Consider the following 25518-nt stretch of genomic DNA (forward strand, 5'->3'; position numbering starts at 1 on the left):
CGGGGAGCGATGTACGGACTGGGGACCCTAGATTATTCGCCCCACTTTCCGGGCCCTCGTATTGAGGGAAGTCTCGCTAGACGCAAAAAACCAAGCGGTATACTTTAAGGTATACTGCTTGGCTTTATTTCGTAAATAATCGTTTTACCAACCGCTTAATTCTCGCTTCTAGTTGTTCTAAACTAAATGGTTTCGTGATATAATCATCTGCCCCTAATTCCAAAGCTTTTACCATATCACTGTCTTTTTTCCTGCCAGTTAACATAATGATACCCAATTCTGTTTCATTAACCATTTCTCGCAATAAATTTAATACCTCAAGCCCATCCATTTTTGGTAAAACACCATCTAATAACACAATTTTTTTCTCTCGTCCTTTATACCAATCTGATGATAAAAATGTTTCTCCATCCTTAAATGTTGTGTTCTCAATCTTGTATGGCTCAATTTCTAACTTATTTAACTTATCATGTAAAACACGTTGAATAAAACGATCATCATCAACAATGGCGATTTTTAGGACAGGTTGTAATTTCGAAAATTCAGGATCATTGTATAATTCTGACTGGTATACTTCAACCCTTTTTCGTCCTTGTTCTTTCCCGTAATATAAAGCTCTATCACTTTGTTCAATTAATAATTCCATTTTATCGATCTCTTTGGTCATCTCCGCAACACCAGCAGTGAAGCTTATATGAATTTCATCCTCTTTTACTTGATGCGCTACCTTAGTGAATCCTTGTAATAGCTGATTTATAAATTCTGCAGCTTCACCCAGCATTAATTCAGGCATAAGTAAAATAAATTCCTCACCACCATAACGTATGAAGGCATCCTGTTGGCGCTTATGCTCCAATATATAAGTTGAAAAATTCTTTAGAATAACATCCCCTACCGCATGGCCATATTGATCATTCACTCGTTTGAAATAATCAAGATCTATTAATGCTAAACTGAAGGTTTGGTCTCTATCAGTAAATTTTTTATATAAACCCTTCCATATATTAACTAATGAAATACGGTTAAAAGCTTGTGTTAACTCATCAACTAGAACATTCTTTTTAAAATAAAATTGTTGTCTTAATCGATTACGCAGTAAACTATCTAACACCTCATATTGAATTGGCATTTCAATAAAATCTGTCGCCCCTGCATCATAGACTTTAACTTTTAAATGGTCAGAATCTTTCTCACCAATCACAAAAATTGGAATCATCGTTTCACTTGCGCGTTGGCTAAACTGATTTAAAATATTTAATATTTTACCTTCTTCTTTCAAATAGCCATTAATCAGAATAATATCTGGATGATAATCATAAAACATTTGCATTGCTCGTTGTATTTTTGTTGCCATTAGGACTTCATAATTTCGTTCTTCTAATTCTTCCTTCAGATAATTTAGTGAATCCATATTATCATCTACCAATAATACTGACCTGCGACTTATCACCTTAGTGTCTTCTCCACTAAATAAAAGGATAAGCGGTTGAATAAAATTACTCCATTCCTCTTCAGACCATAACTTTTCAGGCTGATTATCCATTTCATTTAGTAAGGTAGATGCAACCTCAGATAAATTATTTAATTTAATGTGATGAGCACTATTTGTTATCTCTTTTAAAAATTGATATAGTTCTTCATATGTAATGGCATCAGAGTGCTTCCATCTTTCCACTATATTTTTATATCGTTTCATAAAGATATCTTGATAGTTATTTATTGTGTCCACCTCCAATGGGTTATGACTTTAAACAATTGTATACTGTATATTCTACTACTATTTATAATCTGTTAACTCTATTACTATCTATATCCATCGTAAAGTATGATTGTATCTATGGCAATAAGCTTTTTGGCTTTAGTATTAAATAAAAATTTGCTACACTATTTATACATTAATTGATTTAGGAGGAAACAGCAATGAGTGTCATAGTAGAAGCAACACCGAATCCAAATGCAATGAAGTTCTCAACTGATTCATTAATATTCGAAGGGGATGCCAGTATATCGGTTATGCCTGGTCAAACAAGTGAATTTCAAATTATGAATGATTTAATGAAATTAGAAGGTGTCGATAACGTATTTGGTTATCAGCATTTCATTACAATTAATAAAAAAATGGATGTGGAATGGGATAACCTTGTTCCTCAAGTTGAAGAAATAATTAATAAATATGGTTATTAAAAAAACGTCCGTGTTAGATTGAACTCTAGCACAGACGTTTTTAAATTCAATTATATTAATTGTTAAAAATAATTAGATTTAATCTCCTTTTCTGAAGAAGCCAAAGATTCCTGTTGTCTGTACAATATTTGTAAATGCATGTGGATCCACTTCATAAATGATTCTTTCTAAATCATATAATTCATATCTAGTTATAACCAAAACGAGCATTGACTTATCTTCTTTCGAATATGCGCCGCGTGCTGGTAAAATTGTAATACCACGAACCATGGTATCGTGGATAGCTTGTTGTAATTCATCTGTTTTCTTCGTTACAATCATTGCTGTAACTTTTTCGTGACGCGTATGCAATCCATCAATAACACGCGTTGAGACATAAAGTGCCAAAAGTGTATAAAGCGCATTTTCTGGTTCATTTAAGTAACCTGCTAATACAATGATAACACCATTAATAATCATCAAATAGCTGCCAATCGGGCGATCTTTCACTCGTGAAAGCACCATTGCAACAATATCAGAACCACCCGTGGAAGCACCCCACTTTAATGTGATACCAATACCAATACCAGCAATTACCCCACCAAATACAGCATTCAGCATGATATCACTTGAAAAGCTCATAATCGGGATAATCTCAAGAAATATTGTTGTAACTGCAACAGAAATGAAACTATAAATCGTAAAATAGCGACCGACTTTAAACCAACCTAATATAGCAACTGGAATATTTAATAGTAATAGTAAAATACCTGTACTTACCGCATCTATTCCCAAGTATTGCGAAAAGACTGTAGATAATAGCTGTGCGATACCAGTAAAACCACTGGCATATACATCTGCTCCAATCAAGAAGAAGTTAAGTGCTAATGCATTTAATAATGCACCAATAATAACCACAATAATTCTTTTTGCTTCAAACAAAAACATAAAATATGTAACCCCCTTATTAACCAAACTCATCCATAGTTTCTACTGCACATATGTTATACATACCCATTATTACAACTAAGTAAGCTATTTTTTAGGTTCTTTTCTAAAATATTGCTATTTATGACTGGTCTGCTGTGGACATTTGTTCCGCTATTTGTCTCTAAAGCGACCAATTTCAAGTGATTCTCCTAAAATAACGTACTAAATGTCCGCCATCCGCTTAAAATAGCTGTTTTTAGTATAAATAACGTATTAAATGTCCGTGAAAAATTTAAATAGCAACAATATTTGCGTTAAAGAGACATTTTTTTAAAAAAGCTATACAAAAAACTATAATTACTTTGACGAATACCTTCGCTAACTATAAACTAGAAGTAGTTGCTATGCAATGGATTATAAGCTTAAAAATAAAAGATCTATTTTTTCTACAAAAGATGGGTAGATTAAATTTGGAGGTGAAAGTGTATGACTGTTCAAATTATTGCTGACTCAGCTAGTGATTTATCATCTGAGGATTATCAACACTATCAAGTCGAAAGAGTATCATTAACTGTACATTTAGATGATCAAGACTATGAAGACGGGAAGACAATTTCAGCTAAAACAATATATGATGCGATGCGTGATGGAAAAATTCCTAAGACATCACAAGTTACACCCGAAGCATTTATGTCTACATTTACAAAATATGCAAAAGAGAACACACCCTGTCTCTACCTTGCTTTTTCGTCAGAACTTTCAGGTACGTATCAATCAGCTAAAATTGCGGAGGAAGAAATCAAAGCAACTTACCCTGATTGGAAACTAACAATTATAGATACCAAATGCGCATCACTCGGCTTTGGTTTAGTTGTTATGCGTGCTGCAGAAGCTGCACAAAATGGTTTAGAATTAAATGAAGTTACAACAATTGCCCAATATCATGTTGACCATATGGAGCATATCTTTACTGTTGACGATCTTGAATACTTATATCGAGGTGGTCGTGTAAGTAAATCAGCTGCATTTGTTGGTACATTACTTAAAATAAAACCATTACTTCACATGGAAGGTGGCAAATTAATCCCATTAGAAAAAATTCGTGGATCTAAAAAAGTTTGGAAACGTATGCTTGATATTATGGAAGAACGTGGAGAAGACTTAATAAACCAACGGATTGCAATTAGCCATGGTGATGCGTATGATACAGCAAAACAATTGGCTGATATGATTGAGGAAAGATTTGGTATAAAAGATATTCATATTAATATGGTTGGTTCGAGTATTGGGGCACATTCAGGTCCAGGTACTATTGCATTATTTTTTCTGAATGACACTTATAAATAAGATATTGAAATTATATTCTTCATATGTAATAAAACCGCTACTATGTGTACCTAAACATAGTAGCGGTTTTTTATTGATTATTGTTTGAGATTTACTAGTCTTATTTGTATATTGAGTAAAAAATAAGGGTATACATAGTGTAACTTTAACTATGTAAGGGGACCTGATCATGCCAAATAATCAAAAGCAAACAATTCAACCAGAACAGCATCAAAACAGACAGCCAGGTATCGAATCACAGATGCAACCACTACCTATTTATGATAATGGATCCTATCAAGGAAGTGGTAAATTACAAAACAAAACTGCTATTGTTACAGGTGGTGATAGCGGGATTGGCCGTGCTGTCAGTGTTCACTTTGCTAAAGAAGGTGCTGACGTAGCAATAATTTATTTTGATGAACATGATGATGCACAAGTAACCAAAACTGCTATTGAAAAGGAAGGTAGAAATTGCTTACTCATTAGTGGTGACCTTGGTGATCCTACTTTCTGTCAATCAGCAGTTGATCAAACGATTGATCAGTTTAAAAAAGTTGACATACTAGTAAATAATGCCGCTGTACAATATCCACAGAACGATATTTTAAACATCAGTAATGAACAACTTGAGAAGACATTTCGTGTAAACATATTTTCGTTCTTTTATATGATTAAAGCTGCTTTGCCACATATGACTGAGGGCAGTTCAATCATTAACAGTTCTTCCATTACAGCCTATCATGGAAGTGCTAACTTACTTGATTATTCCAGCACCAAAGGAGCAATCACGTCATTAACGCGTTCCTTATCTCAATCTTTAGTATCTAAAAAAATTCGAGTCAATGGCGTTGCACCAGGTCCAATATGGACACCACTTATTCCTTCTACCTTTGATGCTAAATCTGTTGGTCAATTCGGTTCTGATAACCCAAGTGGAAGACCTGGTCAACCGTATGAACTTGCTCCAGCATATGTTTATTTAGCTAGTCAAGATTCTAGCTATGTCACAGGACAAATGCTCCATGTAAATGGTGGCGTTATTGTAAATGGTTAAGAAAAAAGTTTAGGGTGATCGATCAGTGAAGTATGACTGAGGAAAGTTATTCAAATTCTATCTAATATATATTCTAAAAGTAACAGAGAAAGTGGGATTCTTTTTAAAGGATCCTGCTTTTTATATTTGTGAACTTGTGTAAAAAATTGAAAAATGTATTAGGTTCTTTAAAAAGTCATTGCCTTTTTTTTGTAGTAGCAGTAAAGTAATGAAGTGTGTAAAGAAATAGCCACACGTTCTTTTAAGTGTTCTATTTCTTTTCTGAAAATAAAGGGGTGTTTTTTTGAAAGATTCAAATACAACAAAGAAAATGACATTATTTGCATTAACTTGGCCCATTTTCATTGAAATATTGCTCCACATGTTAATGGGAAATGCTGATACACTTATGCTCAGCCAATATTCCGATAATGCTGTTGCAGCTGTAGGTGTATCAAATCAGATTTTATCTGTTGTTATCGTTATGTTTGGTTTTGTTGCAGCCGGGGCTGCAATTTTAGTAGCACAGAACCTTGGTGCAGAAAAGCCCATTGTTGCAGGAAAAGTTGCTGTAACCTCCTTAAGTCTTAATTTAATTTTTTCTTTATTATTGAGCCTTGGATTATTTTTATTTAGTCAAACTATTTTAAAGATGATGGACTTACCAATCGAATTAATGCATGAAGCTGATTCCTATATGAATGTTGTTGGGGGATTAATATTCGTGCAAGCATTAATCATGACAACGTCTGCTATATTAAGAAGTTACGGCTTCACTAAGGATACGATGTATGTCACAATTGGTATGAATATTGTAAATATAATTGGTAACTATTTTGTTATTTTTGGCCCATTTGGATTCCCTGTACTTGGTGTTGAAGGTGTAGCATACTCTACAATTACAAGTCGTTTCCTTGGATTTCTGACATTATTATTTATTTTAGTGAAACGAAATAAAGGTACTTTTCCATTTAAGTCGTTTTATAAATACGAGAAAGCACATGTAAAAGATTTGTTGAATATTGGGATTCCATCAGCTGGAGAACAGCTCTCTTACAATGCCAGTCAGATGGCAATCACTTATTTTATTGCGCAAATAGGAACAATGGCAATTACAACTAAAGTATATGTCCAAAATATTATGATGTTTATCCTCTTATTCTCGATTGCAATTGGCCAAGGCTCACAAATTTTAATTGGTCATATGATTGGGGCAGGTGACATTGACTCTGCTTATAAACGTGGGCTAAAAAGTTTAAAAATTGCAATTGCAGTTAGTACATTCGCTGCTATTGCCATCTATTTTTCAAGTGACTTTTTATTAGGGATATTTACGGATAATCCAACGATTATTGAAGAGGGCGCTTTGCTTTTACTTGTAACTATTATTTTGGAACCTGGTCGTGCATTTAACATTGTTATTATTAATTCCTTACGTGCTACAGGCGATGTGAAATTCCCAGTATTCGTGGGCATTCTATCGATGTGGGGTGTTAGTGTGACAGTTGCTTGGTTCTTCGGGATCTTCCTTGGCCTTGGACTTATCGGTATTTGGATCGGATTTATTGCAGATGAATGGTTACGTGGCATTCTTATGCTTAGACGTTGGCGTTCTAAAATTTGGGTCCGTAAATCTTATGTAAAACAAGCAGAGCATTAATGCTCTGCTTGTTTTTTATTTTTCTATTTCAACTTCGTATTTACGCAACCAATAATCTACTTGCGCTAAATAAGCTAATAATTGTGGACCCTTCATTAATTGCCCAAACCATGGTGCATCAATTTCTTCTCCTTTTGTTGCGACAAGTTCTCTTATTGCTTCTTTGTCAAAAAGTTCAAATAAACGTGCATCTGGATCATCTAGAATTTGTTCCATCCACTCTACTACTGCATTTGTATAAGCTGGATGGTGAGTCTTTGGATAAGGACTCTTCTTTCGATATAAAATATCATCTGGTAATAAACCTTCAAGTGCTTTTCGGAGAATTCCTTTTTCTCTATTTTGGTAATTTTTCACTTCCCACGGTATATTCCAAACATATTCAACTAATCGGTGATCACTAAAAGGAACACGAGCTTCAAAGCTAGCCCCCATACTCATCCGGTCTTTTCGATCTAATAAGGTCGGCATGAACCAGTGCATGTTTAAGTAAAACATTTCTCTACGCTTTTTTTCTGATTCACTATCGCCTTCATATTTTGGTGTTTCATCTATTGTCTCTTGGTATCTATTTAGCATATAGGTGTGAAGATCCAATTTTTCTTGCCATTCTTTTGTAAGTAACCCTGTACGAACATCGCTTGAGCGAATCCAAGGAAATCCTTCACGCTCTAAATCTTCTTCCCGATAAAACCAAGGGTATCCTCCAAATATCTCATCTGCACATTCACCAGATAATGCCACAGTCACTTCATTTTTTGTTTTTTGACAAAACCATAATAATGAGCTATCAACGTCAGCCATCCCTGGTAAGTCACGATATTCGACTGCCTCTTTTAATAATTCTGCTAGTGTCTTATTATCCAATATATAGGTGTATTGCTCGGTTTGATGTGCATCTACCATTTTTCCAATAAAGTCCGCATCGCTATTCGGTTGAAAAGTGCTTTTTTCAAAATAACGTGCATTATCTTCATAATCAATTGAGAATGTCGGGAGCGTTTGATTTTTGTGTTTTTTTAAATAATTGGCAGCTATCGCAGTTATTGCACTAGAATCAATACCACCTGAGAGAAATGTACCTATTGGAACATCTGATACAAGTTGTCGTTCTACAGCATCTACTAATAATGTACGAACACTTTGCGCTGTTTCTTCGAGGGTTTCTGTATGTGCTTTGCTTTCAACATCCCAATACCTCCTGGTTCGCAAGCCATCTCTGTCAAAGATCGCTACATGGGCAGCTCGTAATTCATGAATTCCCTTGAAGACACCATTTCCCGGTGTTCTCGATGGACCAAGTGATAAAATTTCACTAAGACCTTCTTCATCTAGAATTGGTTTTACAGCATCATGAGCTAATAATGCTTTGAGCTCAGACGTAAATAACAACGCACCATCTTGTTCTGTATAAAATAACGGTTTAACTCCTAGGCGATCACGGGCAAGAAAGAGTGCTTCTTTATTTGAGTCCCAAACAGCAAAAGCAAAAATACCATTAAATTTTTCTACACACTTCTCTTTCCATTCAATATAACTTTTTAAGAGTACTTCTGTGTCAGAATGTGAATTAAAACTCCACCCTTTCGTTTGTAGTTCCTTTCGGATATCTTCCGTATTATAAAGTTCTCCGTTATAAACAAGTACGTAGTCGTTTCCCTCTTGTAGGCAATGCATTGGTTGTTTACCACCGGCTGGATCAACTACTATTAATCTTTTATGACCAAATGCAACATGCTCTGAGATCCACTCCTGTTGCTCGTCTGGACCGCGGTGTTGCAATGCATTAGCCATCGTTTTTATCTGACTTTCCTGCTTCGTTAAATCATTGTTAAAATCAATCAAACCCGTTATCCCACACATAATCTAACCACCACATCCTTTCGCTTATTGAAGATTATCTGTATATGTATCTATATGATGACGTAGTGAGATTGTGCCTATGGGATTATTTTTTTGTTGTTTTTGAAATTTTGTTCTTGAAGGGTTGATATAGCTCAGGAAAATTGATATATCTGCCCTTCGCATGGAAATATCTACCCTTCATCTGAAAATATCTACCCTCTAGACTGAGATATCTACCCTTCACGAGATTATATCGGCCCTTTCTCAAGATATATCTACCCTTCGTATAAAATTTACGGAATTATATATTTTGCACCTTTATTTTCTCCGACTTTTTTACAATTTGAACGCACCAGTATATTTTTTACTATTTTTCTGGAATCTAGATTCAAAAATCTTTCCGCTTGATTACTAGTAATCTCTCTTCCAAAAAGAGTTTTATATTCTTGCAATGTTTTGAATGATGCATCAGGATCTCTATGCCTACAGCTTGGACAATACCAATTTCGACTTTTGCGAATCATATACTCGCGCTTACAGCTTGTGCACCATACGCCACTCTGTATTACACTGTGGTTAATCTGAAATTTTTCAATTATATTTACTGTAGATGGCTCGTGTGCATCTTTTAATTGAGTTGCAATTTGCAACAGTTCTGACTGCTTACAATTAATGCTTTTATTTGCAGTTAATAATTCAGTGATTCGTTGTGGTAGTCTTTCTCGTAGGAGCATGTTTGGTTGTTGACCAAGAATATGCAATAAGCAATTTGGGTTGGAAAATACAACTAGAGTGTAAATAGGAAGGTTGCCGAAACTTAAGTACCTTTGCAATCGGTAGCGTTGAAGTTGAACTTGTGCAATAGGATCATCAAATCGATCAATCTTGCCATTTTCCTTTTCACGTGTAAGTAATCCTGTCTCAACATCATAGGCTAAAACACCTGCATAATTTTTCACTTCTACTATAAGAATAAAATTTTGAAAAAACATCAATGTGTCAATTTGAAAATAGGCAGATGATTCATCACGTAGTCGAAGACCATGAAGTAGAAGAGGAGTTTTAGGCAGCTGTTTGTAGTAAAAATCAAGCGATCGTTCTCCACTAAATCCGGATTGCTCCCGCTTCAAATATTCAAGTAATGTTGGATATAACGGATCTTGGGTAGACAGTCTAGGGGTAAGTGTTTCTAATTGTATTTGAGTGGGGGTTTTTTGATGGGGTAAAATAATCAAAAAACAAGAACCTCCTTTTTATTTTTCTTTTAGTATAGCGTAACTCGACATTTTTTGGAACTGTAAGTTTTATAAGTCATCCGGATTGTTAAAAACAAAAAGAGCTCTAAAAATCGATTTTCCAAAGCTCTTTACGCATATTTCTCTTAGTTAAACGCACGCACCTACTAATTTAAAATTTCAACTTTTTTTGAAAATTTTGTCTATATAATCAAAATCAATACTGCTTTTTTTACCTGTATAGAAGAAACCTTTATATCTTATTTTATTATTACTATTAATTATAAGTTCTTTTTGTTCTTTTCCGTTGCCATCGTATATTGTCATACGAAATTTGTACCCCGTGTACCCAATACTTGGTTTACCTTTGTTAAAGGTGATCTTGTTAAGATTGGATATTATATGTTTTATTTGCTCTGAATCGATTACAGTAATCTGTTCACCCCGATTTCCGTCAAAAACATCTATTTTTGATACTTCAGACGCGTCCATTGTTATAATCTTTTTGGGAATATAAGTGGTACCATATAACATTCCAAACAGTATAATTGCAGATGAAATTAATAAGAAAATCTTTTTACTTTTTTTCAAAGTAATTCTCCTCCTTTAATTACAAATCATTAATACGCGTCTTTTCAACCTCCTTTTGCCTCCTTCTCTTTTTGTCCCATACGTAACTTTGTATGAAATAGATTAAAAAGGTTAGAACTGTTAGGATAATACCTATAATTCCTAATGGAATAATTGAAACCACAGAAAAAACAGGGATCAATAATCCTAGTTTATTATTGATTCTAAGTAACAGAAATTCTACCAAACAGATCCCTACAATCATTGGAATGGTCACTAATATCCAAATAATATGCACTATTCTTTCTCCCCTTTCATCGATTTTTTGTATTCATTTATTAGTAACTTCGTTGTATCAAGATCAATTTTATCGTTGATTGCTAACTTTTTAATCAGTGAAATATATGGTTCATTCGAGATATCATCGTTAATTTTAATCTTTTGAATCAATTTATCTAGTCTCAAACGGACCGTAGGGTAACTTACATCATATTGAGTAGCAACCTCTTTAAGTGAACCAGATGAAAGCATGAATCTTTTTATAAAGCCCCAATCTTCTTCATCCAAATTCGATGCCCAGTCAGGCAAATTATTTATTGACACCATTACCACCCCTTTATTTAATTATACCATAAATAAATTATATATTTAATAAAATTTAAAATTATTTTAACTTTATTAAAGTAAACTTAAAAAAATAAAAAGTGTTTCTGCCTTTTAGCAAAAACACTTTTCTATTCACGTATAAATTATTTAGTTATTTTTAAAAAGCAGAACCCTTTCACCTCATAATATTATAACGGTAAAAGTCCCCATGGCAAGCGACCAAATCCTAAGGCAAGCACAATAACTAGCGCTACAATTAGTTGTACAAAAAAGCCCTTTATCGGTTTACCTTTAGCATAACGGACTAATAACATTTCTAAACAAGCTACTACCCATAAACCAGCGGCAATTTTCACAATCATTTCTGCCATATATGCATCCCACGTACCTGATGTGATATAGCCATACAACAAATCGCCACCTGAATAAATAATCAATAAATACGTTACCCTTGTAATCATATGGCTGATTTTTGCAGGTTTTTGTTTATCCTGTTTATAAAGCGAATATGTTACCGCAAATAAAATAAGCGCTAATACCCAAGATGTAATGTGTAAATGAATCATATTCTTTTCCCTCCATCCAAACTAATATAATCTTAGCATGTTTTCTTTCACTTTTCATTCTAATAAGTTTTTTATCTTTTATTTGGTAGTCTTTCCATATACATCAATCGTCTCCATAACCACTCTAAAGGACCGAAACGATAGCGTTCCATGTAAATCCGGCTTAAGAAAATTTGCCCGAGATAAACAGCAAATACAATTCCGATACTTCCAAGCGGGCTTATACTACCATATAACCCAAAGCCAACTGAATAAAACAAAATAAAGCAAACGACTGATTGAAAGATGTAATTGGATAACGACATTTTCCCAACATACGTAAACGGCTGGAAAAGTTTTTCCCCAATACTACTCCGATAAATTAATGTAATAGAAGTTAAATAGAAGATCGCAGAAGCAGAGCCTCCAATTGTATCTTGCAACATCGATAACCAGGTTGGATTCCCCCATAGATAAACACCAGCTTTTATTCCAATAAATAAAATGAATGAAATGAGCCATACTCTTTTCAAAAACAAGTGATTTCTTTCTATATCATGTAACCATTTCCTACGTGCTGTCACCATTCCCAAAAGAAATAATGGTAACAGGTTAAATATCAAAATAATATATGTGAAAATGCCATTACTGTAAGACCAATCTTTAAAATTCTGTTGCCATACCTCAAATAAACTACCAGTTCCATAATGTGCAATTGCTTGCTGTATCCCAGCTAGATTATAGCCATCTAATTGATCTCTCACTAGATATAATAAACCTGTATATAGCAAAGTCGGGATAACCAATAAACTAAGTGCCCATACAACCAAAGTCCGATCTGCTCTTTTAAAGAATAGAAATAGAAACATGCCAATGATGCCGTATGTTAATAGGATATCACCATGCCATATGAAAAAAGCGTGAATCAAGCCAAATCCGATTAAAATTACTAAACGACGAAACAGTAATTTATTAACGGGTTGTTGTCTCTTCTGAATATTTTCAACAATGATTTGAATACCGAATCCAAATAAAAAAGAAAATAACGTATAAAAACTTGATTGAAAAAAAATATCAATAATCGTTTGAATTACATGACCTGCAGTACTAGACTGAAATACTTCTTCTCCACCATATAAAAAGTAAGGTGCATTAAACGCTGGAACATTTACCATAAAAATCCCAAAAATAGCAAATCCTCTTGCAGCATCTATCCATGTTAATCTTTTTTTCTCTGTAAGTGGTGTGGCATTTGAATTCATAAAGAGAGCTTCTCCCCTTTCTATTTTACGCGATATGTACTGACTTCTATTCTATATGAAAAGAACATCTTACTCTACACAAAAGGAACAAAATTGGACGATTTTCATAAACTGCTAGAAAAGGAGGAATCTAAAATGCCTGCTATAGTTGGGGCAGTTAAAGTTATTTCTATTGGTTCATCCAGTATTTTTCATATTGGTGATGTTTATATGATGCAACCTTACTCAAACGCAAAAACTTTTGCAGGTGGTGGCTCCTTTATCACGGGAGATGGTATTACTGTTGAGTTAAATAAGTCAAATACACTTATAAATGATCAAGATAAATTTGATCAAATAGTTTCCAGTATATAGAGGTGCTGCACATGCATTTAACCGTCCATCAATCAATTATGATTCAAATGTTAAAAATAGGAAGTGTTTCAAATGCTTCTGTTCTTCAAATCGGTAGTGCGGGCTCGATCCAATCTACAGCTGATCTTAACAATACAGGGGAATTTCAGGAATTAGCTGAAGAGGCGGAGCCAGCTATCGAAACACCATTGGTCCCACTAACTCCTCCCACACTTTAATCACACTTGGGCTATTTTCACATATGTTATTACTACTGAAACAATTGTAGGGAGGGGAGAATTATGAATGATCAGGCTTGGTATGACTATATTAATCAACTGCATCAACATATAATCGAACAAGATAAAAAGATTCAAAACCTTACAGATCGCATAGATCAATTGGAATATCAGCAACCAAATAAAGGCCAGCAAACGACGATTGAAAAATTAGAATACCATTTTGATCAGCTAAAAATTGAGCGAATGGATGGTACGTTGCATATTGGTTTGTCACCTGAAGATCTAACTAAAATGGATAACTTCTCATTACCTCTTCGTAATCAACCAAGCAATCAACCATACCCGCAGTTGATTCGGCATTTGGAAGAATTCGTAGATCAAGATGGGCCTGCGATGTTACAACAATTTGAAACTGAATTTCAATCACCATTAGATGATACAAAAAAGAACTTAATCATACAGGATATTCGAAAACAACTCCCTACACGCGTTGCCTATTATGAAAAAGAAGCGAAACAACAAGGTATTCCCAAGCAACAGTTTGAAAAATATATGTATCAACAAATCCAAACGGAAATTGACCATTCATTACGTCAATTCTTTAAAAATCAAGGAGAGTAAAGCCTATGTATTTTGAAGTGCATAACTGGGATTTAAAGGTTGGGAATGTAGATATCAAAGCAGTCTCCTCCTCCTCGTTATTTTTAGTTGGGGATAATGATTGTATGCAACTTTATTCCTTCTATGACACTCCACCGGATTCTTATATTGTCGGATCACTGGTACCATTAAGTCGCGTGGGTGGTGTGGAAACAGCTAATGATACGAACAACCAAGGTTAACTTTTTTAGAGTTAACTCTGTCGCTTTTTCATCAATCCTGGAGATTGGGGATGCTACCCATTGTTATCCTGAAACTAACATCATTGCTGTTCAAAAGGAAGGTGGAGTTGAATCTGATGAAGGATACGAATTTGACAAGTATTCCTTGTTTGATAAACAAAAACCTCCACTTCCCCCAATAACCAATGTCCCAAAAAAAACATACAACCACAAAAAATCACTTCATGTCGATGCAATTAATATCACAGGTGTCACTAGTTCTGGTGTCGTGCAATTAGGAAATCTAAAAAATGTGGAGGCAGAATCACGAATTAAGCACATTCGTATTCTAGAAGATGAACAGGCTGATGATGAATTGAATAGTATAAGATAAATAAATCAATATATAGGATGTGAAAAAAATGCCATCAATAGTCGGTCCAATTAAAATAAATGAAGTTGGAGGGGTTATAAACTTTGGTGATAGCTTTTACCTGTCACCAAAAAGCGCTTCTAAAACAGCCGCTGGTTCAGGTGCTTTTAACACAGGTGACTTCATTAACACCAATAACGGCTTAAACGCAACCAATTCTTTTGACCCTGATGCTGTCGATCAAGTTGTAAGTGGAAATGCATAAAAAAAGTGGGGAATCCCCACTTTTTTTTACATATACTCAATTAAAAGGAACTAACTATTCTACTTCCACTACTATTCCCTTATCAAAAAAGTACAAGTACTTTTCTTTAACAGGTTGTTTCCATATCTGTTCTAATGCTTTTGCATATAAGTTCATTTGTACGCGATAGCGTTCACGTAATGTTTCCTCTTTTTGTTGGTCAATATTTCCTTGGATTGTATCGGTTTTATAATCAACCAATGCCCATCCATCCTCAACAGGTAATAATAGATCCATTACCCCCTGAATAAAGACGCGCTCTTGTTCGCGATCATCCCAATTTGAGTAAACCTCTTCTGCATTTACAGTCAAACTAAATGGAACCTCACGGTGAAGATCTGTTGATTCAATCACACGTTTTCCAATAGGTGTTTCAAAAAAATGAGCAATTGCCTCTAAATCGATTACATCTGCTTGATCCTGTGTAAGGATTTCTTTTTCAACCATTGCTTGCACTACTTCTGCTACTTCTGCTGCCTTCCATTTCTTAGTGAACGGAATGTGCTGCATTACCGTGTGCATTGCTGTTCCTATTTCTGTCGCACTTAATCGTTTCTCTTTTTGCATAAAAGCTGGACGTCTAATAATTGGTGCTTGAAATGATTGAACAAGCTGGGTATCACTGTATGCATCCTTTACTTCTTTTTGTCGCTTAATCTCTGTCACTGTTTGCTTGGCACGGTAACTTGCTGCTTGTTGATATGGATAGGTGAAAGTCAGCCGTTTTGTAACCTTTTCATCTAAGGTTGGATCGACTTGATCAATCTCCTGCCAGTTTTTTATTTTATCTGTCAGGTCAACTGATGCCAAATCAGCCTCTTCTTCCATGGCTCGATACGTATCCGCGTGCTCAACTTGTACATTCCATCTCGCTTCATCTTCTCTGATAACAGCAGAAACTTGTACATCTATTGGTTGATCACGTAATACATCCGCTTGTTCATTTCGAATCAAAGCAGATCCTACCCAATCCAGATACGTATTTGTTTCCAAACGATAGTGTGCAGGCAATACCCAATCTGGATGTTCTGCAACCTCTTGCCATTTTGCCTTTTTCTTTTCAAAAGAAGCAACTGTTCCAATCATGACCAACTTCTCTTTCGCACGCGTTAACGCAACATATAATACACGCATTTCCTCTGCCCACATTTCCCGCTGCATTTGTTGCTTCAGTGCATGATAAGCTAGGGTTGGATACATGATTCGTTTTTCCGGGTCAATGTATTTACTTCCAAGTCCTAAATCTTTGTGTAACAAATACTTTTGACGTAAATCTTGTTGATTAAACTGTTTATCCATTGCGCCTAGAATAACAACCGGAAACTCTAATCCTTTACTTTTATGAATTGTCATAATACGGACTACGTCTTCCTGCTCCCCTAAAGCACGCGCTGCGCCTAGGTCATCCCCTTTTTCCTCCATCCGATCGATAAAACGTAAAAATCGGAATAAACCACGGAATGAGGTTGCCTCATAACCGCGTGCTCGGTCATACAGTGCACGTAAATTCGCTTGGCGTTGTCTTCCACCTGGAATGCCACCAACAAAGTCATAATATCCTGTCTCACGGTAAATTTGCCAAATCAAATCGGCTAATGCGCCTTGACGTGCTTCTGTGCGCCATGCTTGTAATTGTTGTAAAAATAGTTCAACAGATGCTCGTTTAGCTTGATTCTGTGTTGCCTTTACAAATTGTTGTAAGGCCTCATAATAGCTGACATGTTTTTTAGCTAACCGAATCTGGGCAAGGTCATCCTCATTTAATCCAACAATCGGTGAACGTAAAACACTTGCCAGCGGAATATCTTGTTTCGGATTATCAATTACTTTTAACAAGCTTAACATTACTTTTATTTCAATTGCTTCTAAATAACCTGTAGCAAGTTCCGCATAGACTGGAATCCCTTGTTGCTTTAACTCTTCCATTATGGTTGGTGCCCAAGTCATGGAACGCATTAAAATAACAATATCGCGGTAATGGATATTCCGCTTCTGTCCGGTTGCTTTATCTACTACTTGCATTGGAGCTGTATCCTGATTGCCAATCCAACGTTTAATCCGTGCTGCATAAGCTCTCGCTTCAATCTGTGCTTTTTCCAAATCCTCTAAGCTTTCGGTTTCTTCCTCTCCTTCTGTTTCTTCCTGTGCTTCCCGATCAATCACGACGACTTCCGCATCCGCATCTGTTAATGTTAATTCATCATAAATGAAGTTCGAATAAATTAACTCTGCGTCTTGATCATAGACAATCTCACCAACTTCTTCATCTAACAACTGCCTGAAGATATAGTTAGTTGCCGTTAATACTTCTTGTCTACTCCTGAAGTTCCGTGCTAAGTCAATTCGTTTTGCTGGATGATCTTCATATGAAAATTGCTTATACTTTTCGATAAATAAAGATGGCTCCGCATGACGGAAACGATAAATACTCTGCTTAACATCTCCAACCATAAACATGTTCCCAGGATCTTTTTGTGAGACCAAACTTAAAATTGTTTCCTGTACCACATTTGTATCCTGGTACTCATCAACAAGTACTTCCGTGAATTTAGCCCGTAATGCCTGTGCTACAGCAGAAGGAAGAGGCTCTTCTGGTGTGGCTTTTTCCGACAACAAAATTTCCAATGCATAATGCTCTAAGTCAGAAAAATCAACAAGCGCTTTCTCTTTTTTCAGTGTGGCATAACTTTCTTTAAACTCTTTTACTAATACTACTAGTTGTTTCATCGTTGGATATAAAGCTTCCATATCCGCTAAATAGGAAGATAGTTTTCTAGAAAACCAATCACTTGCTAGGTCATTCCATCGTTTTTTGTACTTGTTTCGAATATTTTTAACTTGTTCTTTCTTCTCTTCATCACAGTCAACTTTTTTACGTGATAGAGCTTTGAACTTTCCGTCTAAAAATATAGGTTGGACATTTTCCCAGCCCATTTCTAGCATTGCGCTAGCTTCTTGGATCATTAATAAATCTGCATCAAGTGCTTCCCCGTAGTGATAAGGCCCATCACTTTCTCTTGTCAATGCAAGTGCCTTTTCCACTTCTATACGCATCGCATAAAGTTGTCTTTTCACATCTTCTTTTAAGATTTTCAACCAAACAAGCTGGTCTTCCTCCATATCTGGATTAACCTGATACATCGCTGCAAGGTTATCCAACCACTGTTCTGGCCACGGATTTTGCATGGCGAAATCATATAATTTAAGAACAAGTGATTCTACTTCTAAATCATTTCGATCATTTGAAAATCTATCGACTACTGAAAAGAAAGCTTCCTGTTGTTCCGCTTCTTTTCCATACCAGCTTTCAAATAACTCCTCTAACACTTCTTGACGGAGCAAGTCCGCTTCCACATCATTTGCAATTCTAAAGCCTGGATCAATATCAAGTAAATACGCGTTACGACGAATTAAATCCATGCAAAAAGAGTGCAATGTCGAAATAGAAGCTTGCTGTAATAAAGATAGCTGTTTTTTTAGATGAAAAGAGCCAGGGTTAGCTTCTAATGCAGCATCTAAAGCTTCTGCCACCCGGTTACGCATTTCTTGAGCAGCTGCATTGGTAAACGTCACAACAAGTAATGAATCAATATCAATTGGTGCATCTTTGTTAATTACTTTTTGAATCATACGCTCAACTAGTACAGCGGTTTTTCCTGACCCAGCTGCAGCTGCTACTAACGTATCACTCCCACTCGTGTAGATCGCCTCTTCTTGTTCTTTTGTCCATTGTGGCATTAGAGCTCCCCCTTTTCTTTCATTTTCTGTAATACTTCATCATCTTTTAGAGCTTGCAAACGGCGATAATTATTTTCTGGTAAAGTAGCATCAAACTGACAAACAGAACGGAATGCACAATAGGTACATGCTGTCTGTTGCTTTTGTTGATAAGGGTTCAATGTTACCCCACCATTACTAATATCTACTCCAGCTTCTGTCATCAACTGCCGTACATAACCTTGCAGATCATTAAATGTATCTGACGTAGCGATTTGTGAACCACTTCTAAATGTCCCATCCTTTTTCAAACCAGCTGGCACAATGGAACTCATGCCGGTATCTAAATCAGTATCCATCTTTTGCAGTACATTTTCATCTTCCATTAACAAACCTTGCATTTTAAATTTCTTAAACAATTTTTCCTCAATGGACTGTTCGTTCAATGCTTTTGATTCTGACAGCATTGGGTTATGGACATGAAAATACAATACTCCTGCAGGTGTGGCCTTAAGTCCCAACCAATTTTCCGAATTGGATAAAATCACATCTAAATAGGCAAGCATCTGCAATGCTAATCCATAGTAAACCTCAACTAAGTTCAATCCCTTAGCACTTGATTTGTAATCAATAATTCGTAAATAAAGCGCCTCGTTTAAAGTAGCCTTATCAACACGGTCAATTCGACCACGTAAAACTAATTCATATCCATTAGGCAATTGTAATTGCAGTGGATCTAACTCACTTTTTGGTAACCCAAATCCCATCTCTAAACCGATCGGAGAAAAATCACTTTTTCTTGATTGTTCACTTAACACGTAAGTCGCTCTTGCAATAATGCGTTCGAGCTTTGTTTTCATATAATGATAGCGATTCGAACTGTGTAATATTTGATGTTGCAAAATTGGTGCTAGCTTCTCAACTGCTCGCGTTGCATATTGTGTTGCATCTTCCTGATAAATATCATTAAATGCTTTTCCTTCCCCTTGAATCCATTCGGTAATTTGCCTTAATGCCTCGTGGAACAGTTGCCCGATATCTGGTGCATCTAGCTTATATGTCTGCCGTTCTTGTAGGCCTAAACTGTATTGGGCAAAATGTTGATAAGAACAACGATGATACATTTCCATACGTGAAACACTTGCTTTTATTTGTTTTGGATAAAGCTCTTCTATTGTATCCTTTGATAAATTGGTCGTACTATTTTGATAAAAGAGACTTTGTAGTATTCTGCTTGTCTTACTATCTTGCTTCTCACTTCTAACAAACCAATTAAACACACTCCACCAAATTGGTTCAACTGGATATCCTCGTTGATATTTTGCTAGTTGCGCTGTTAGTGCTGCTTTTGTCTTAGCTGGTGTTGTAACAAAGCGATCAGCTTGTGTCATTTCTTCTGGATCTTGTAATAAGACTGGTTCACTACAAGCAGGAAAAAGATCCTGTATCCGTTTGATCACGGTTGATGGCATTTTTGCTTTTCCTTCAGCATCACTTAGTAAATAACTTACCCAAATACGATCAGACGCAACAGTGCATGCTAAATAAACATAAAACCAATCATCTAATAGTTGTTGTCTTTCACCATCCGCTAACTGCATGCCATGTTCCTGTAAAGAGGAACGATCTTCTTCTGACAACACACCATCAATACTTGGCTTCATTGGCCAAGTGCCTTCATTCACACCAAGTAAGAAAGCTGCTTTAATGCCACTAACCCTCGAACGATCGATTGTTCCAATGACAATATGATCAATACTTGGTGGAACATGTGCGAACTTCAGTGTTTCAAAACCTGTTTCTAAACTTTGCTGAAATAACTGTAACGATATATTCTCATTACCAATAATCTCAACCATTTCATCTAATAACTGCATGATCGCATCCCAAACTTGTTCTTGCTCACGAGCCGCTTCAATTTTACCGGTATCATCTAATTTATCGCGAAGCTTTTCTAGTTGGACAGGGATCTGGAGCGCTTCTAACCATGTATAGATAGCGACTGCTTTTTGCTCGACAGTTTCTGCTTGATGTAACCCTTCTTCTAATGGTTCAAGAGCCTCGACTACTTGCTTTCGATAGCGATTGATTTGCTGTTGCATTTTTCTTTCTTGGTCTGTTTGTGTGGCATGATCAAATCCACGAAAACGTTGGAAAATCCAATCATTGTCTCCAAGCCATTGATTACGTCCTCGTATACCATACTCCAATACATAGTTTTCTAATGTATCAATTGCGTCTGCGTCAAGTGGAGACTCCTTATCCTGCGCTGGAATTAATCCTGTCTTCAATAAACGGAAAACAGCATCATAGCGCCAATTACCAACTACCACATCTAATGCAGAACGAATTAACTCTATTAGTGGGTGGTGTAGCATTGTCCGTTTTTCATCGATAAAAGCCGGAATCTGATAATCTTCAAAAATGGTTGCAATTAAATCATGATACACATCTGTTTCCCGAACTAACACAACCATGTCTTGATAACGATAGCCTTCCTCTCTCACTAATCTTAAAATCTCCTGCGCTGTACCTTCCACTTCTGCACGAGGATGCACGGCTTGGGCAATTTGAATCGGTGCTTCCCCTTGGTATGCGGGAGCAGGGCGTGTTTCAAAATGCTTTTCCAAGTGTGCAAAATATGGTTGTACATCTGATTCATCTGTTGGGATTACTTCCGTCTTCACATTTAATCCAATATCCCCAGCTATTTGTGTTAACACATGATACGTTTCTTTTGTTTGAGAAAACAGATCAAATGAAGAGACCTCATCTTGACTCGCTTGATCCAGTGTTAACGCAATAGTCATATCATCCGTTTTTTCCATTAACGCTGCGATTACTTGTTGTTCCTGCGGTGTAAAGCGATGAAAACCATCAATATAAATTGTCGCGTCATCTAAAAAAGACGTTTGCGGGATTTTTTCTGCTAGTAAAGCAAGTTGATCTTCATTGTCTATGTATTGTCCATACAACACATTTGCGAGATTTTCATAGATATAATGTAAATCTTCTAATTTATGTTTTAAACCAAGTTCACTTTGAGAAAGGTGATGGAATCGATCCATTTCCGCAATTTGTATCTGCAGTAGGTCTGGTGTTACACAATAACGCTTAAATTCCGTAATAACTCTTTCCATTTGTTCAATGAAACCTTTTTTCTCAATTGATTTCTGAAACATCTTCCAATCCGACGTATGCTCTTCAATAATTTTGCGTAACATCATTTGTACACCAGTTGAGCTAACAAATTGCTTGGTCGCTCCCCCAGTTTCTTGCAGTACACGCCATGCAAGACGTGAAAAGCTAAATACCTGAGCACGAATACTGCCGTTCACACGCTCTCCTTGCAAAAGGGCATATTCTTGTTGGAAAGTCATTTGGTCTGGCACTAAATAGATAATGGCTGAACCTTGTGGATCATCTTCCAATGACTGTTTTATTTCATCTAAACATTGCGTACTTTTAGAAACTGTAGCATTTCCTACTAAAAACCGAATCCCCATAGTATTTACCCTCCCCTTCTAGATCAATCGACTATTTGTTCGTTTATTTTATTTTAACACGTATGATCAAAAAAATAGAGCATGAACATCTGTTGTGTTCATACCCATGTCACTCTTCTAGTCTTGTGGATACCTTGTTCTTCTTTGCAATAGCCGCTCAATATATTTACCAACTAACCAAAATAACGAGATACTAATACCCACTATAATTGTTTTCACTGGATTTTGTGCAAAGGATGCAATACTACTCCCTACATACGCAAGTGTAAAGATCATTACTGTTTTACCTAATAAAACCGCTAATATAAATTGATATTTGCTAATATTCGAAAGTGCTGCAACCGTGTTAATTATCGCGGATGGTGAAAATGGGAAGCACATTAAAATAAATAAAGGACCAAATCCGTGACGTTCTAACCAATGCGTCACACGTTGTACTTGTTTATTCCTACGAATCCATAGGAAAAATCGTTTGTCACCTAGCTTACGAACTAGAAAGAAAACAGCTAGAGCACCGGTACTTGCACCTGCCCAAGAAAGCAAGAAACCTTCTAATAAACCATACGCTGCAGCATTTGTCATTACAAAAACTACTAAAGGTAAAAATGGTAAAAATGCTTCAACAAATGGTAGAAGCAATCCAGGTATAGGTCCAAAACCTTCATATGTTTTTAACAATTGTTTCAATAGTGTATCAAATTGATTTGCTTCTATTAATTCCTGTATTTGATCGATGTTATTTATGTTAGATAGATACATATGACTTTGACCCCTTATCTTACCATTTCTTTTTATTATTCCACTTCTTATTTTAAAGTAAACAAACAAACTTTCCTAATATTTAATAATTCTTTTTAATTTGATGTATTTTGTATTTCAAATATGCATATAATACGTTATAATAGAACAAACGTTCTTAAAAGGAGGTTACACCATGCGTTATTTAACAGAATCTGAATATGCCTTAGGCTCAAGATTTTTATTTTTATCGATGGCTATTGTTGTCATTCAAAAAGATTTAGTAACAATTGAAAAAGAAACTTCAATTAAAATAAAAGAACCATATCTTGAATTATTACAGAAGATGGAAAAGAGGGCATTTTTAGAAAGAAAGCAATTGCATAAGTATATGAGAAAGCAAAATGTAAAAGTCATTTCTCTAGAAAAAAATGATACTTTTTCTTCTTACTTATACGTTTGCCAAGGAAGAGAAGAAAAACGCAATTATTTTAATCCTACTATTCGCAAAAAAGTTGAACAGATCATACGTGAATTAATGGAGAATACCACCACCTTTTCTAGTCAATATTTAACCAACTCCTGAAAATAAGACCATTCACATAAAGTGAACCTTCAATCAGTGGGGGGTTTTGCACTTCCCCCACTGATTGTTAGCTGAACCATTCGGGGTGTTAGCGTCCGTTTACTCCCACTTAATCAACTTGATTTTTCTCGATGTTTTGAAGTGGGAGTTTTACGGACGATTACACCGGGATAAACATTGTTGCTTTTTAATAGACGTACTTGATAGAAAATGCACAATAACTAAGGATATCAATTCTTTACCCGCTACTCAAATGAAATTGGCTCCCTTTCCGCAGGCACGACCTCAACTAATTTTTAGAAGGAGATCACTTCTAAAAATGGATTTTCGCTCCGTGGGACTGCGATTACTCGCCCCATCGAAAACATTTGCTGTTCCTGCAGGAGTGTCGCCAGTTTCATTTGATTCGCTAGTTTTTTCGTTTTATAAATTTTACTATACACTCAGATTAAACCCTCTAAACTAGTGAAGGAAGCAAAGGCTTGACACTCCTTGAAAATACAAACCGATTTTCTGCGTGCGATGTTAATTCACTGAAGCATTCCTTGTCCTACGGGAACAGCGCGAGCCGAAGATCCACTTAGTAAAGCAATTTTTGCTTTACTAAGTTAGCTAAGGCCGTGCCCGTGGAAAGGGAAAGCCTTGCTTCCGGAACGGGTTAGTAACATATGTTACTAATTGCTGACTTAGCAGATTAGATTCTTACGACGCATCATATGGTTAGCCCCCCAAAAAGGACGTTTTCAAAAAAACACTTTTCAAAAACCACAATATGCTGTAGGTTGACTAATATACGTCGTACTTTATATTAATTTAGTCTTAAAAAAGTCTAAATTAAAAGAGTCACACGAGTATTAAAGTGGACTCTTTTAAAGTTTGTTACGATTTTCACAAATATAGGTATTCGTATGTATTACTTATAGATTATCTATGGGTTATACAACATATTTTCGAATGAAACGAATAACCAATTAATAATTTGCATTTGTGAACACACGTTTTTTAAAATATCTTTACGTAAACAGGAAAAAATCTTCTTCCTCTGTCTCTTTAGTATCCTTATTCTTTTTCTTCATTGTAGTAAAATGAATTCTTTTATCCAATAAATAACGGAATTGTGCAGTACGTTGAAGTTGATTAATCATAGAGCCATAGGAAACTTCTAAAATGATAACGCTACCATCTTTAAAAACAAATTCTGTACCCCGGCCTGGAGCTTTACGGATGCGGTCAATATATGTGTGTGAGATCCAAGAACAATATGGATTCTGAGGAGACGCAGTCGGAAAAAAGTACATTCCACTTGATGGATCGACTGATATTGGAACTTTATTTTGAATACCGCAGACATCTCGCGCGCCTTCTTGCCTGCCTTGTAAACTACTTCCAAAGTATTTACAACCTAAATCCATTATCTTTCTTGGTGAACGTTTAATGTGCTGAATTGATTCTTCACTAGCTTCAATCACTTTTGAATGGTAATGTCCATTCACCTTCATTGCAATTATAGCAATTGTTAAAGGGTTAATTTCATAATCCGACTTTACTTCCGTTTCATCTTTCACATTCTCCATTCCCTTCTCGATTTTGTTTTCTTCCATCTACTCAGCCTTCCTTTCATAATTAAATTACTTTACTAATGAACTGTTTCTCCTTTCTTCATTCTCTTTTTCGATTAATTTCAACCTTTATCACCTAAATTCTTATAATAAATGGAATA

The 25518-nt window shown here is 35.7% G+C and carries 24 protein-coding genes; 11 read left to right on the forward strand and 13 right to left on the reverse strand.

Annotated elements, in window-relative coordinates:
* Positions 1-124: 124 nt before the first annotated feature.
* On the reverse strand, positions 125-1696 hold the full coding sequence (locus D2K40_RS04110) for a GGDEF domain-containing response regulator (protein WP_117153291.1): 1572 nt from the start codon (positions 1694-1696) through the stop codon (positions 125-127).
* 224 nt (positions 1697-1920) lie between these two features.
* On the opposite strand from D2K40_RS04110, the gene D2K40_RS04115 reads away from it, so the two are divergent.
* A complete protein-coding gene (locus tag D2K40_RS04115; RefSeq protein WP_117153293.1) occupies positions 1921-2184 on the forward strand; it encodes a NifU N-terminal domain-containing protein in 264 nt (87 codons plus the stop codon).
* Between the two features lie 78 nt (positions 2185-2262).
* Here the strand turns inward: D2K40_RS04115 and D2K40_RS04120 are convergent, their stop codons facing one another.
* Complete coding sequence (locus tag D2K40_RS04120) at positions 2263-3111, reverse strand: YitT family protein (protein ID WP_117153294.1); 849 nt, start codon at positions 3109-3111, stop codon at positions 2263-2265.
* A 468-nt stretch (positions 3112-3579) separates the two neighbouring features.
* Here D2K40_RS04120 and D2K40_RS04125 point away from each other — a divergent pair, with 468 nt between their 5' ends.
* From D2K40_RS04125 to D2K40_RS04135, 3 genes are all read left to right on the forward strand, one after another.
* Positions 3580-4440 carry a DegV family protein gene (locus D2K40_RS04125; protein ID WP_117153295.1) on the forward strand — a complete coding sequence of 287 codons (861 nt, stop codon included), beginning with the start codon at positions 3580-3582 and terminating at the stop codon, positions 4438-4440.
* Between the two features lie 169 nt (positions 4441-4609).
* Positions 4610-5476 carry an SDR family oxidoreductase gene (locus D2K40_RS04130; RefSeq protein WP_117153296.1) on the forward strand — a complete coding sequence of 289 codons (867 nt, stop codon included), beginning with the start codon at positions 4610-4612 and terminating at the stop codon, positions 5474-5476.
* 310 nt (positions 5477-5786) lie between these two features.
* Positions 5787-7115: an MATE family efflux transporter gene (locus tag D2K40_RS04135; protein WP_117153518.1), complete on the forward strand. Its 1329-nt coding sequence runs from the start codon at positions 5787-5789 to the stop codon at positions 7113-7115.
* A gap of 15 nt (positions 7116-7130) precedes the next feature.
* Here the strand turns inward: D2K40_RS04135 and asnB are convergent, their stop codons facing one another.
* From asnB to D2K40_RS04170, 7 genes are all read right to left on the reverse strand, one after another.
* Positions 7131-8978: an asparagine synthase (glutamine-hydrolyzing) gene (gene asnB, locus D2K40_RS04140; protein WP_117153297.1), complete on the reverse strand. Its 1848-nt coding sequence runs from the start codon at positions 8976-8978 to the stop codon at positions 7131-7133.
* Positions 8979-9253: 275 nt separating this feature from the next.
* Positions 9254-10195, reverse strand: coding sequence for a nuclease-related domain-containing protein (locus tag D2K40_RS04145; protein WP_117153298.1), 942 nt, complete (start codon positions 10193-10195; stop codon positions 9254-9256).
* A 180-nt stretch (positions 10196-10375) separates the two neighbouring features.
* Complete coding sequence (locus D2K40_RS04150) at positions 10376-10786, reverse strand: hypothetical protein (RefSeq protein ID WP_117153299.1); 411 nt, start codon at positions 10784-10786, stop codon at positions 10376-10378.
* 19 nt (positions 10787-10805) lie between these two features.
* Positions 10806-11063: a hypothetical protein gene (locus D2K40_RS04155; protein ID WP_117153300.1), complete on the reverse strand. Its 258-nt coding sequence runs from the start codon at positions 11061-11063 to the stop codon at positions 10806-10808.
* A complete protein-coding gene (locus D2K40_RS04160) occupies positions 11063-11368 on the reverse strand; it encodes a DUF2089 family protein (protein WP_117153301.1) in 306 nt (101 codons plus the stop codon). The genes D2K40_RS04155 and D2K40_RS04160 overlap by 1 nt, the downstream gene beginning before the upstream one ends.
* Before the next feature lie 191 nt (positions 11369-11559).
* The gene (locus tag D2K40_RS04165) at positions 11560-11937 is read right to left on the reverse strand and encodes a YisL family protein (protein WP_117153302.1); all 378 of its coding nucleotides are present in this window, start codon (positions 11935-11937) and stop codon (positions 11560-11562) included.
* A 71-nt stretch (positions 11938-12008) separates the two neighbouring features.
* Positions 12009-13178 carry a DUF418 domain-containing protein gene (locus D2K40_RS04170; protein ID WP_117153304.1) on the reverse strand — a complete coding sequence of 390 codons (1170 nt, stop codon included), beginning with the start codon at positions 13176-13178 and terminating at the stop codon, positions 12009-12011.
* 135 nt (positions 13179-13313) lie between these two features.
* On the opposite strand from D2K40_RS04170, the gene D2K40_RS04175 reads away from it, so the two are divergent.
* The 6 genes from D2K40_RS04175 to D2K40_RS04200 all read left to right on the forward strand — a co-directional run bounded on the left by D2K40_RS04175 (position 13314) and on the right by D2K40_RS04200 (position 15212).
* On the forward strand, positions 13314-13532 hold the full coding sequence (locus tag D2K40_RS04175) for a spore germination protein (protein ID WP_117153305.1): 219 nt from the start codon (positions 13314-13316) through the stop codon (positions 13530-13532).
* Between the two features lie 11 nt (positions 13533-13543).
* Complete coding sequence (locus D2K40_RS04180; RefSeq protein ID WP_117153307.1) at positions 13544-13750, forward strand: spore germination protein GerPB; 207 nt, start codon at positions 13544-13546, stop codon at positions 13748-13750.
* A gap of 63 nt (positions 13751-13813) precedes the next feature.
* Positions 13814-14374 (forward strand): spore germination protein GerPC, encoded by a 561-nt coding sequence (gene gerPC, locus D2K40_RS04185; RefSeq protein WP_117153309.1) that lies wholly within the window; start codon positions 13814-13816, stop codon positions 14372-14374.
* Between the two features lie 5 nt (positions 14375-14379).
* Positions 14380-14595, forward strand: a complete 216-nt coding sequence (locus tag D2K40_RS04190) for a spore gernimation protein GerPD (RefSeq protein WP_117153310.1) — start codon at positions 14380-14382, stop codon at positions 14593-14595.
* Positions 14573-14968: a spore germination protein GerPE gene (locus D2K40_RS04195; protein WP_117153312.1), complete on the forward strand. Its 396-nt coding sequence runs from the start codon at positions 14573-14575 to the stop codon at positions 14966-14968. Before D2K40_RS04190 ends, D2K40_RS04195 begins: the two co-directional genes overlap by 23 nt.
* A gap of 28 nt (positions 14969-14996) precedes the next feature.
* Positions 14997-15212, forward strand: a complete 216-nt coding sequence (locus D2K40_RS04200; protein ID WP_117153314.1) for a spore germination protein — start codon at positions 14997-14999, stop codon at positions 15210-15212.
* Between the two features lie 54 nt (positions 15213-15266).
* On the opposite strand, the gene addA is transcribed toward D2K40_RS04200, so the two are convergent.
* The 3 genes from addA to D2K40_RS04215 all read right to left on the reverse strand — a co-directional run bounded on the left by addA (position 15267) and on the right by D2K40_RS04215 (position 23233).
* Positions 15267-18989 carry a helicase-exonuclease AddAB subunit AddA gene (gene addA / locus D2K40_RS04205; protein WP_117153316.1) on the reverse strand — a complete coding sequence of 1241 codons (3723 nt, stop codon included), beginning with the start codon at positions 18987-18989 and terminating at the stop codon, positions 15267-15269.
* Entirely contained in the window at positions 18989-22474 is a 3486-nt protein-coding gene (addB, locus tag D2K40_RS04210; RefSeq protein WP_117153318.1) for a helicase-exonuclease AddAB subunit AddB, read from the reverse strand. Before addB ends, addA begins: the two co-directional genes overlap by 1 nt.
* A gap of 117 nt (positions 22475-22591) precedes the next feature.
* On the reverse strand, positions 22592-23233 hold the full coding sequence (locus tag D2K40_RS04215) for a TVP38/TMEM64 family protein (protein WP_117153320.1): 642 nt from the start codon (positions 23231-23233) through the stop codon (positions 22592-22594).
* A gap of 175 nt (positions 23234-23408) precedes the next feature.
* Between D2K40_RS04215 and D2K40_RS04220 the strand changes: the two genes are divergently transcribed.
* Entirely contained in the window at positions 23409-23798 is a 390-nt protein-coding gene (locus D2K40_RS04220) for a YhjD family protein (RefSeq protein ID WP_117153321.1), read from the forward strand.
* 1013 nt (positions 23799-24811) lie between these two features.
* Here D2K40_RS04220 and D2K40_RS04225 read toward each other — a convergent pair.
* The gene (locus tag D2K40_RS04225; protein ID WP_229666614.1) at positions 24812-25399 is read right to left on the reverse strand and encodes a competence protein ComK; all 588 of its coding nucleotides are present in this window, start codon (positions 25397-25399) and stop codon (positions 24812-24814) included.
* Positions 25400-25518: the final 119 nt, after the last annotated feature.

Source organism: Paraliobacillus quinghaiensis (assembly GCF_003426025.1).
Classification (GTDB): domain Bacteria; phylum Bacillota; class Bacilli; order Bacillales; family Amphibacillaceae; genus Paraliobacillus_A; species Paraliobacillus_A quinghaiensis.

What these genes read in the sequence shown, in the direction of transcription:
- D2K40_RS04110 (WP_117153291.1), bottom strand. Translation starts at nt 1,696, where the DNA reads ATGAAACGATATAAAAATATAGTGGAAAGATGGAAGCACTCTGATGCC.
- D2K40_RS04115 (WP_117153293.1), top strand. Translation starts at nt 1,921, where the DNA reads ATGAGTGTCATAGTAGAAGCAACACCGAATCCAAATGCAATGAAGTTC.
- D2K40_RS04120 (WP_117153294.1), bottom strand. Translation starts at nt 3,111, where the DNA reads ATGTTTTTGTTTGAAGCAAAAAGAATTATTGTGGTTATTATTGGTGCA.
- D2K40_RS04125 (WP_117153295.1), top strand. Translation starts at nt 3,580, where the DNA reads ATGACTGTTCAAATTATTGCTGACTCAGCTAGTGATTTATCATCTGAG.
- D2K40_RS04130 (WP_117153296.1), top strand. Translation starts at nt 4,610, where the DNA reads ATGCCAAATAATCAAAAGCAAACAATTCAACCAGAACAGCATCAAAAC.
- D2K40_RS04135 (WP_117153518.1), top strand. Translation starts at nt 5,787, where the DNA reads ATGACATTATTTGCATTAACTTGGCCCATTTTCATTGAAATATTGCTC.
- asnB (WP_117153297.1), bottom strand. Translation starts at nt 8,978, where the DNA reads ATGTGTGGGATAACGGGTTTGATTGATTTTAACAATGATTTAACGAAG.
- D2K40_RS04165 (WP_117153302.1), bottom strand. Translation starts at nt 11,937, where the DNA reads ATGATTCATTTACACATTACATCTTGGGTATTAGCGCTTATTTTATTT.
- D2K40_RS04170 (WP_117153304.1), bottom strand. Translation starts at nt 13,178, where the DNA reads ATGAATTCAAATGCCACACCACTTACAGAGAAAAAAAGATTAACATGG.
- D2K40_RS04175 (WP_117153305.1), top strand. Translation starts at nt 13,314, where the DNA reads ATGCCTGCTATAGTTGGGGCAGTTAAAGTTATTTCTATTGGTTCATCC.
- D2K40_RS04180 (WP_117153307.1), top strand. Translation starts at nt 13,544, where the DNA reads ATGCATTTAACCGTCCATCAATCAATTATGATTCAAATGTTAAAAATA.
- gerPC (WP_117153309.1), top strand. Translation starts at nt 13,814, where the DNA reads ATGAATGATCAGGCTTGGTATGACTATATTAATCAACTGCATCAACAT.
- D2K40_RS04190 (WP_117153310.1), top strand. Translation starts at nt 14,380, where the DNA reads ATGTATTTTGAAGTGCATAACTGGGATTTAAAGGTTGGGAATGTAGAT.
- D2K40_RS04195 (WP_117153312.1), top strand. Translation starts at nt 14,573, where the DNA reads ATGATACGAACAACCAAGGTTAACTTTTTTAGAGTTAACTCTGTCGCT.
- D2K40_RS04200 (WP_117153314.1), top strand. Translation starts at nt 14,997, where the DNA reads ATGCCATCAATAGTCGGTCCAATTAAAATAAATGAAGTTGGAGGGGTT.
- addA (WP_117153316.1), bottom strand. Translation starts at nt 18,989, where the DNA reads ATGCCACAATGGACAAAAGAACAAGAAGAGGCGATCTACACGAGTGGG.
- addB (WP_117153318.1), bottom strand. Translation starts at nt 22,474, where the DNA reads ATGGGGATTCGGTTTTTAGTAGGAAATGCTACAGTTTCTAAAAGTACG.
- D2K40_RS04215 (WP_117153320.1), bottom strand. Translation starts at nt 23,233, where the DNA reads ATGTATCTATCTAACATAAATAACATCGATCAAATACAGGAATTAATA.
- D2K40_RS04220 (WP_117153321.1), top strand. Translation starts at nt 23,409, where the DNA reads ATGCGTTATTTAACAGAATCTGAATATGCCTTAGGCTCAAGATTTTTA.
- D2K40_RS04225 (WP_229666614.1), bottom strand. Translation starts at nt 25,399, where the DNA reads ATGGAAGAAAACAAAATCGAGAAGGGAATGGAGAATGTGAAAGATGAA.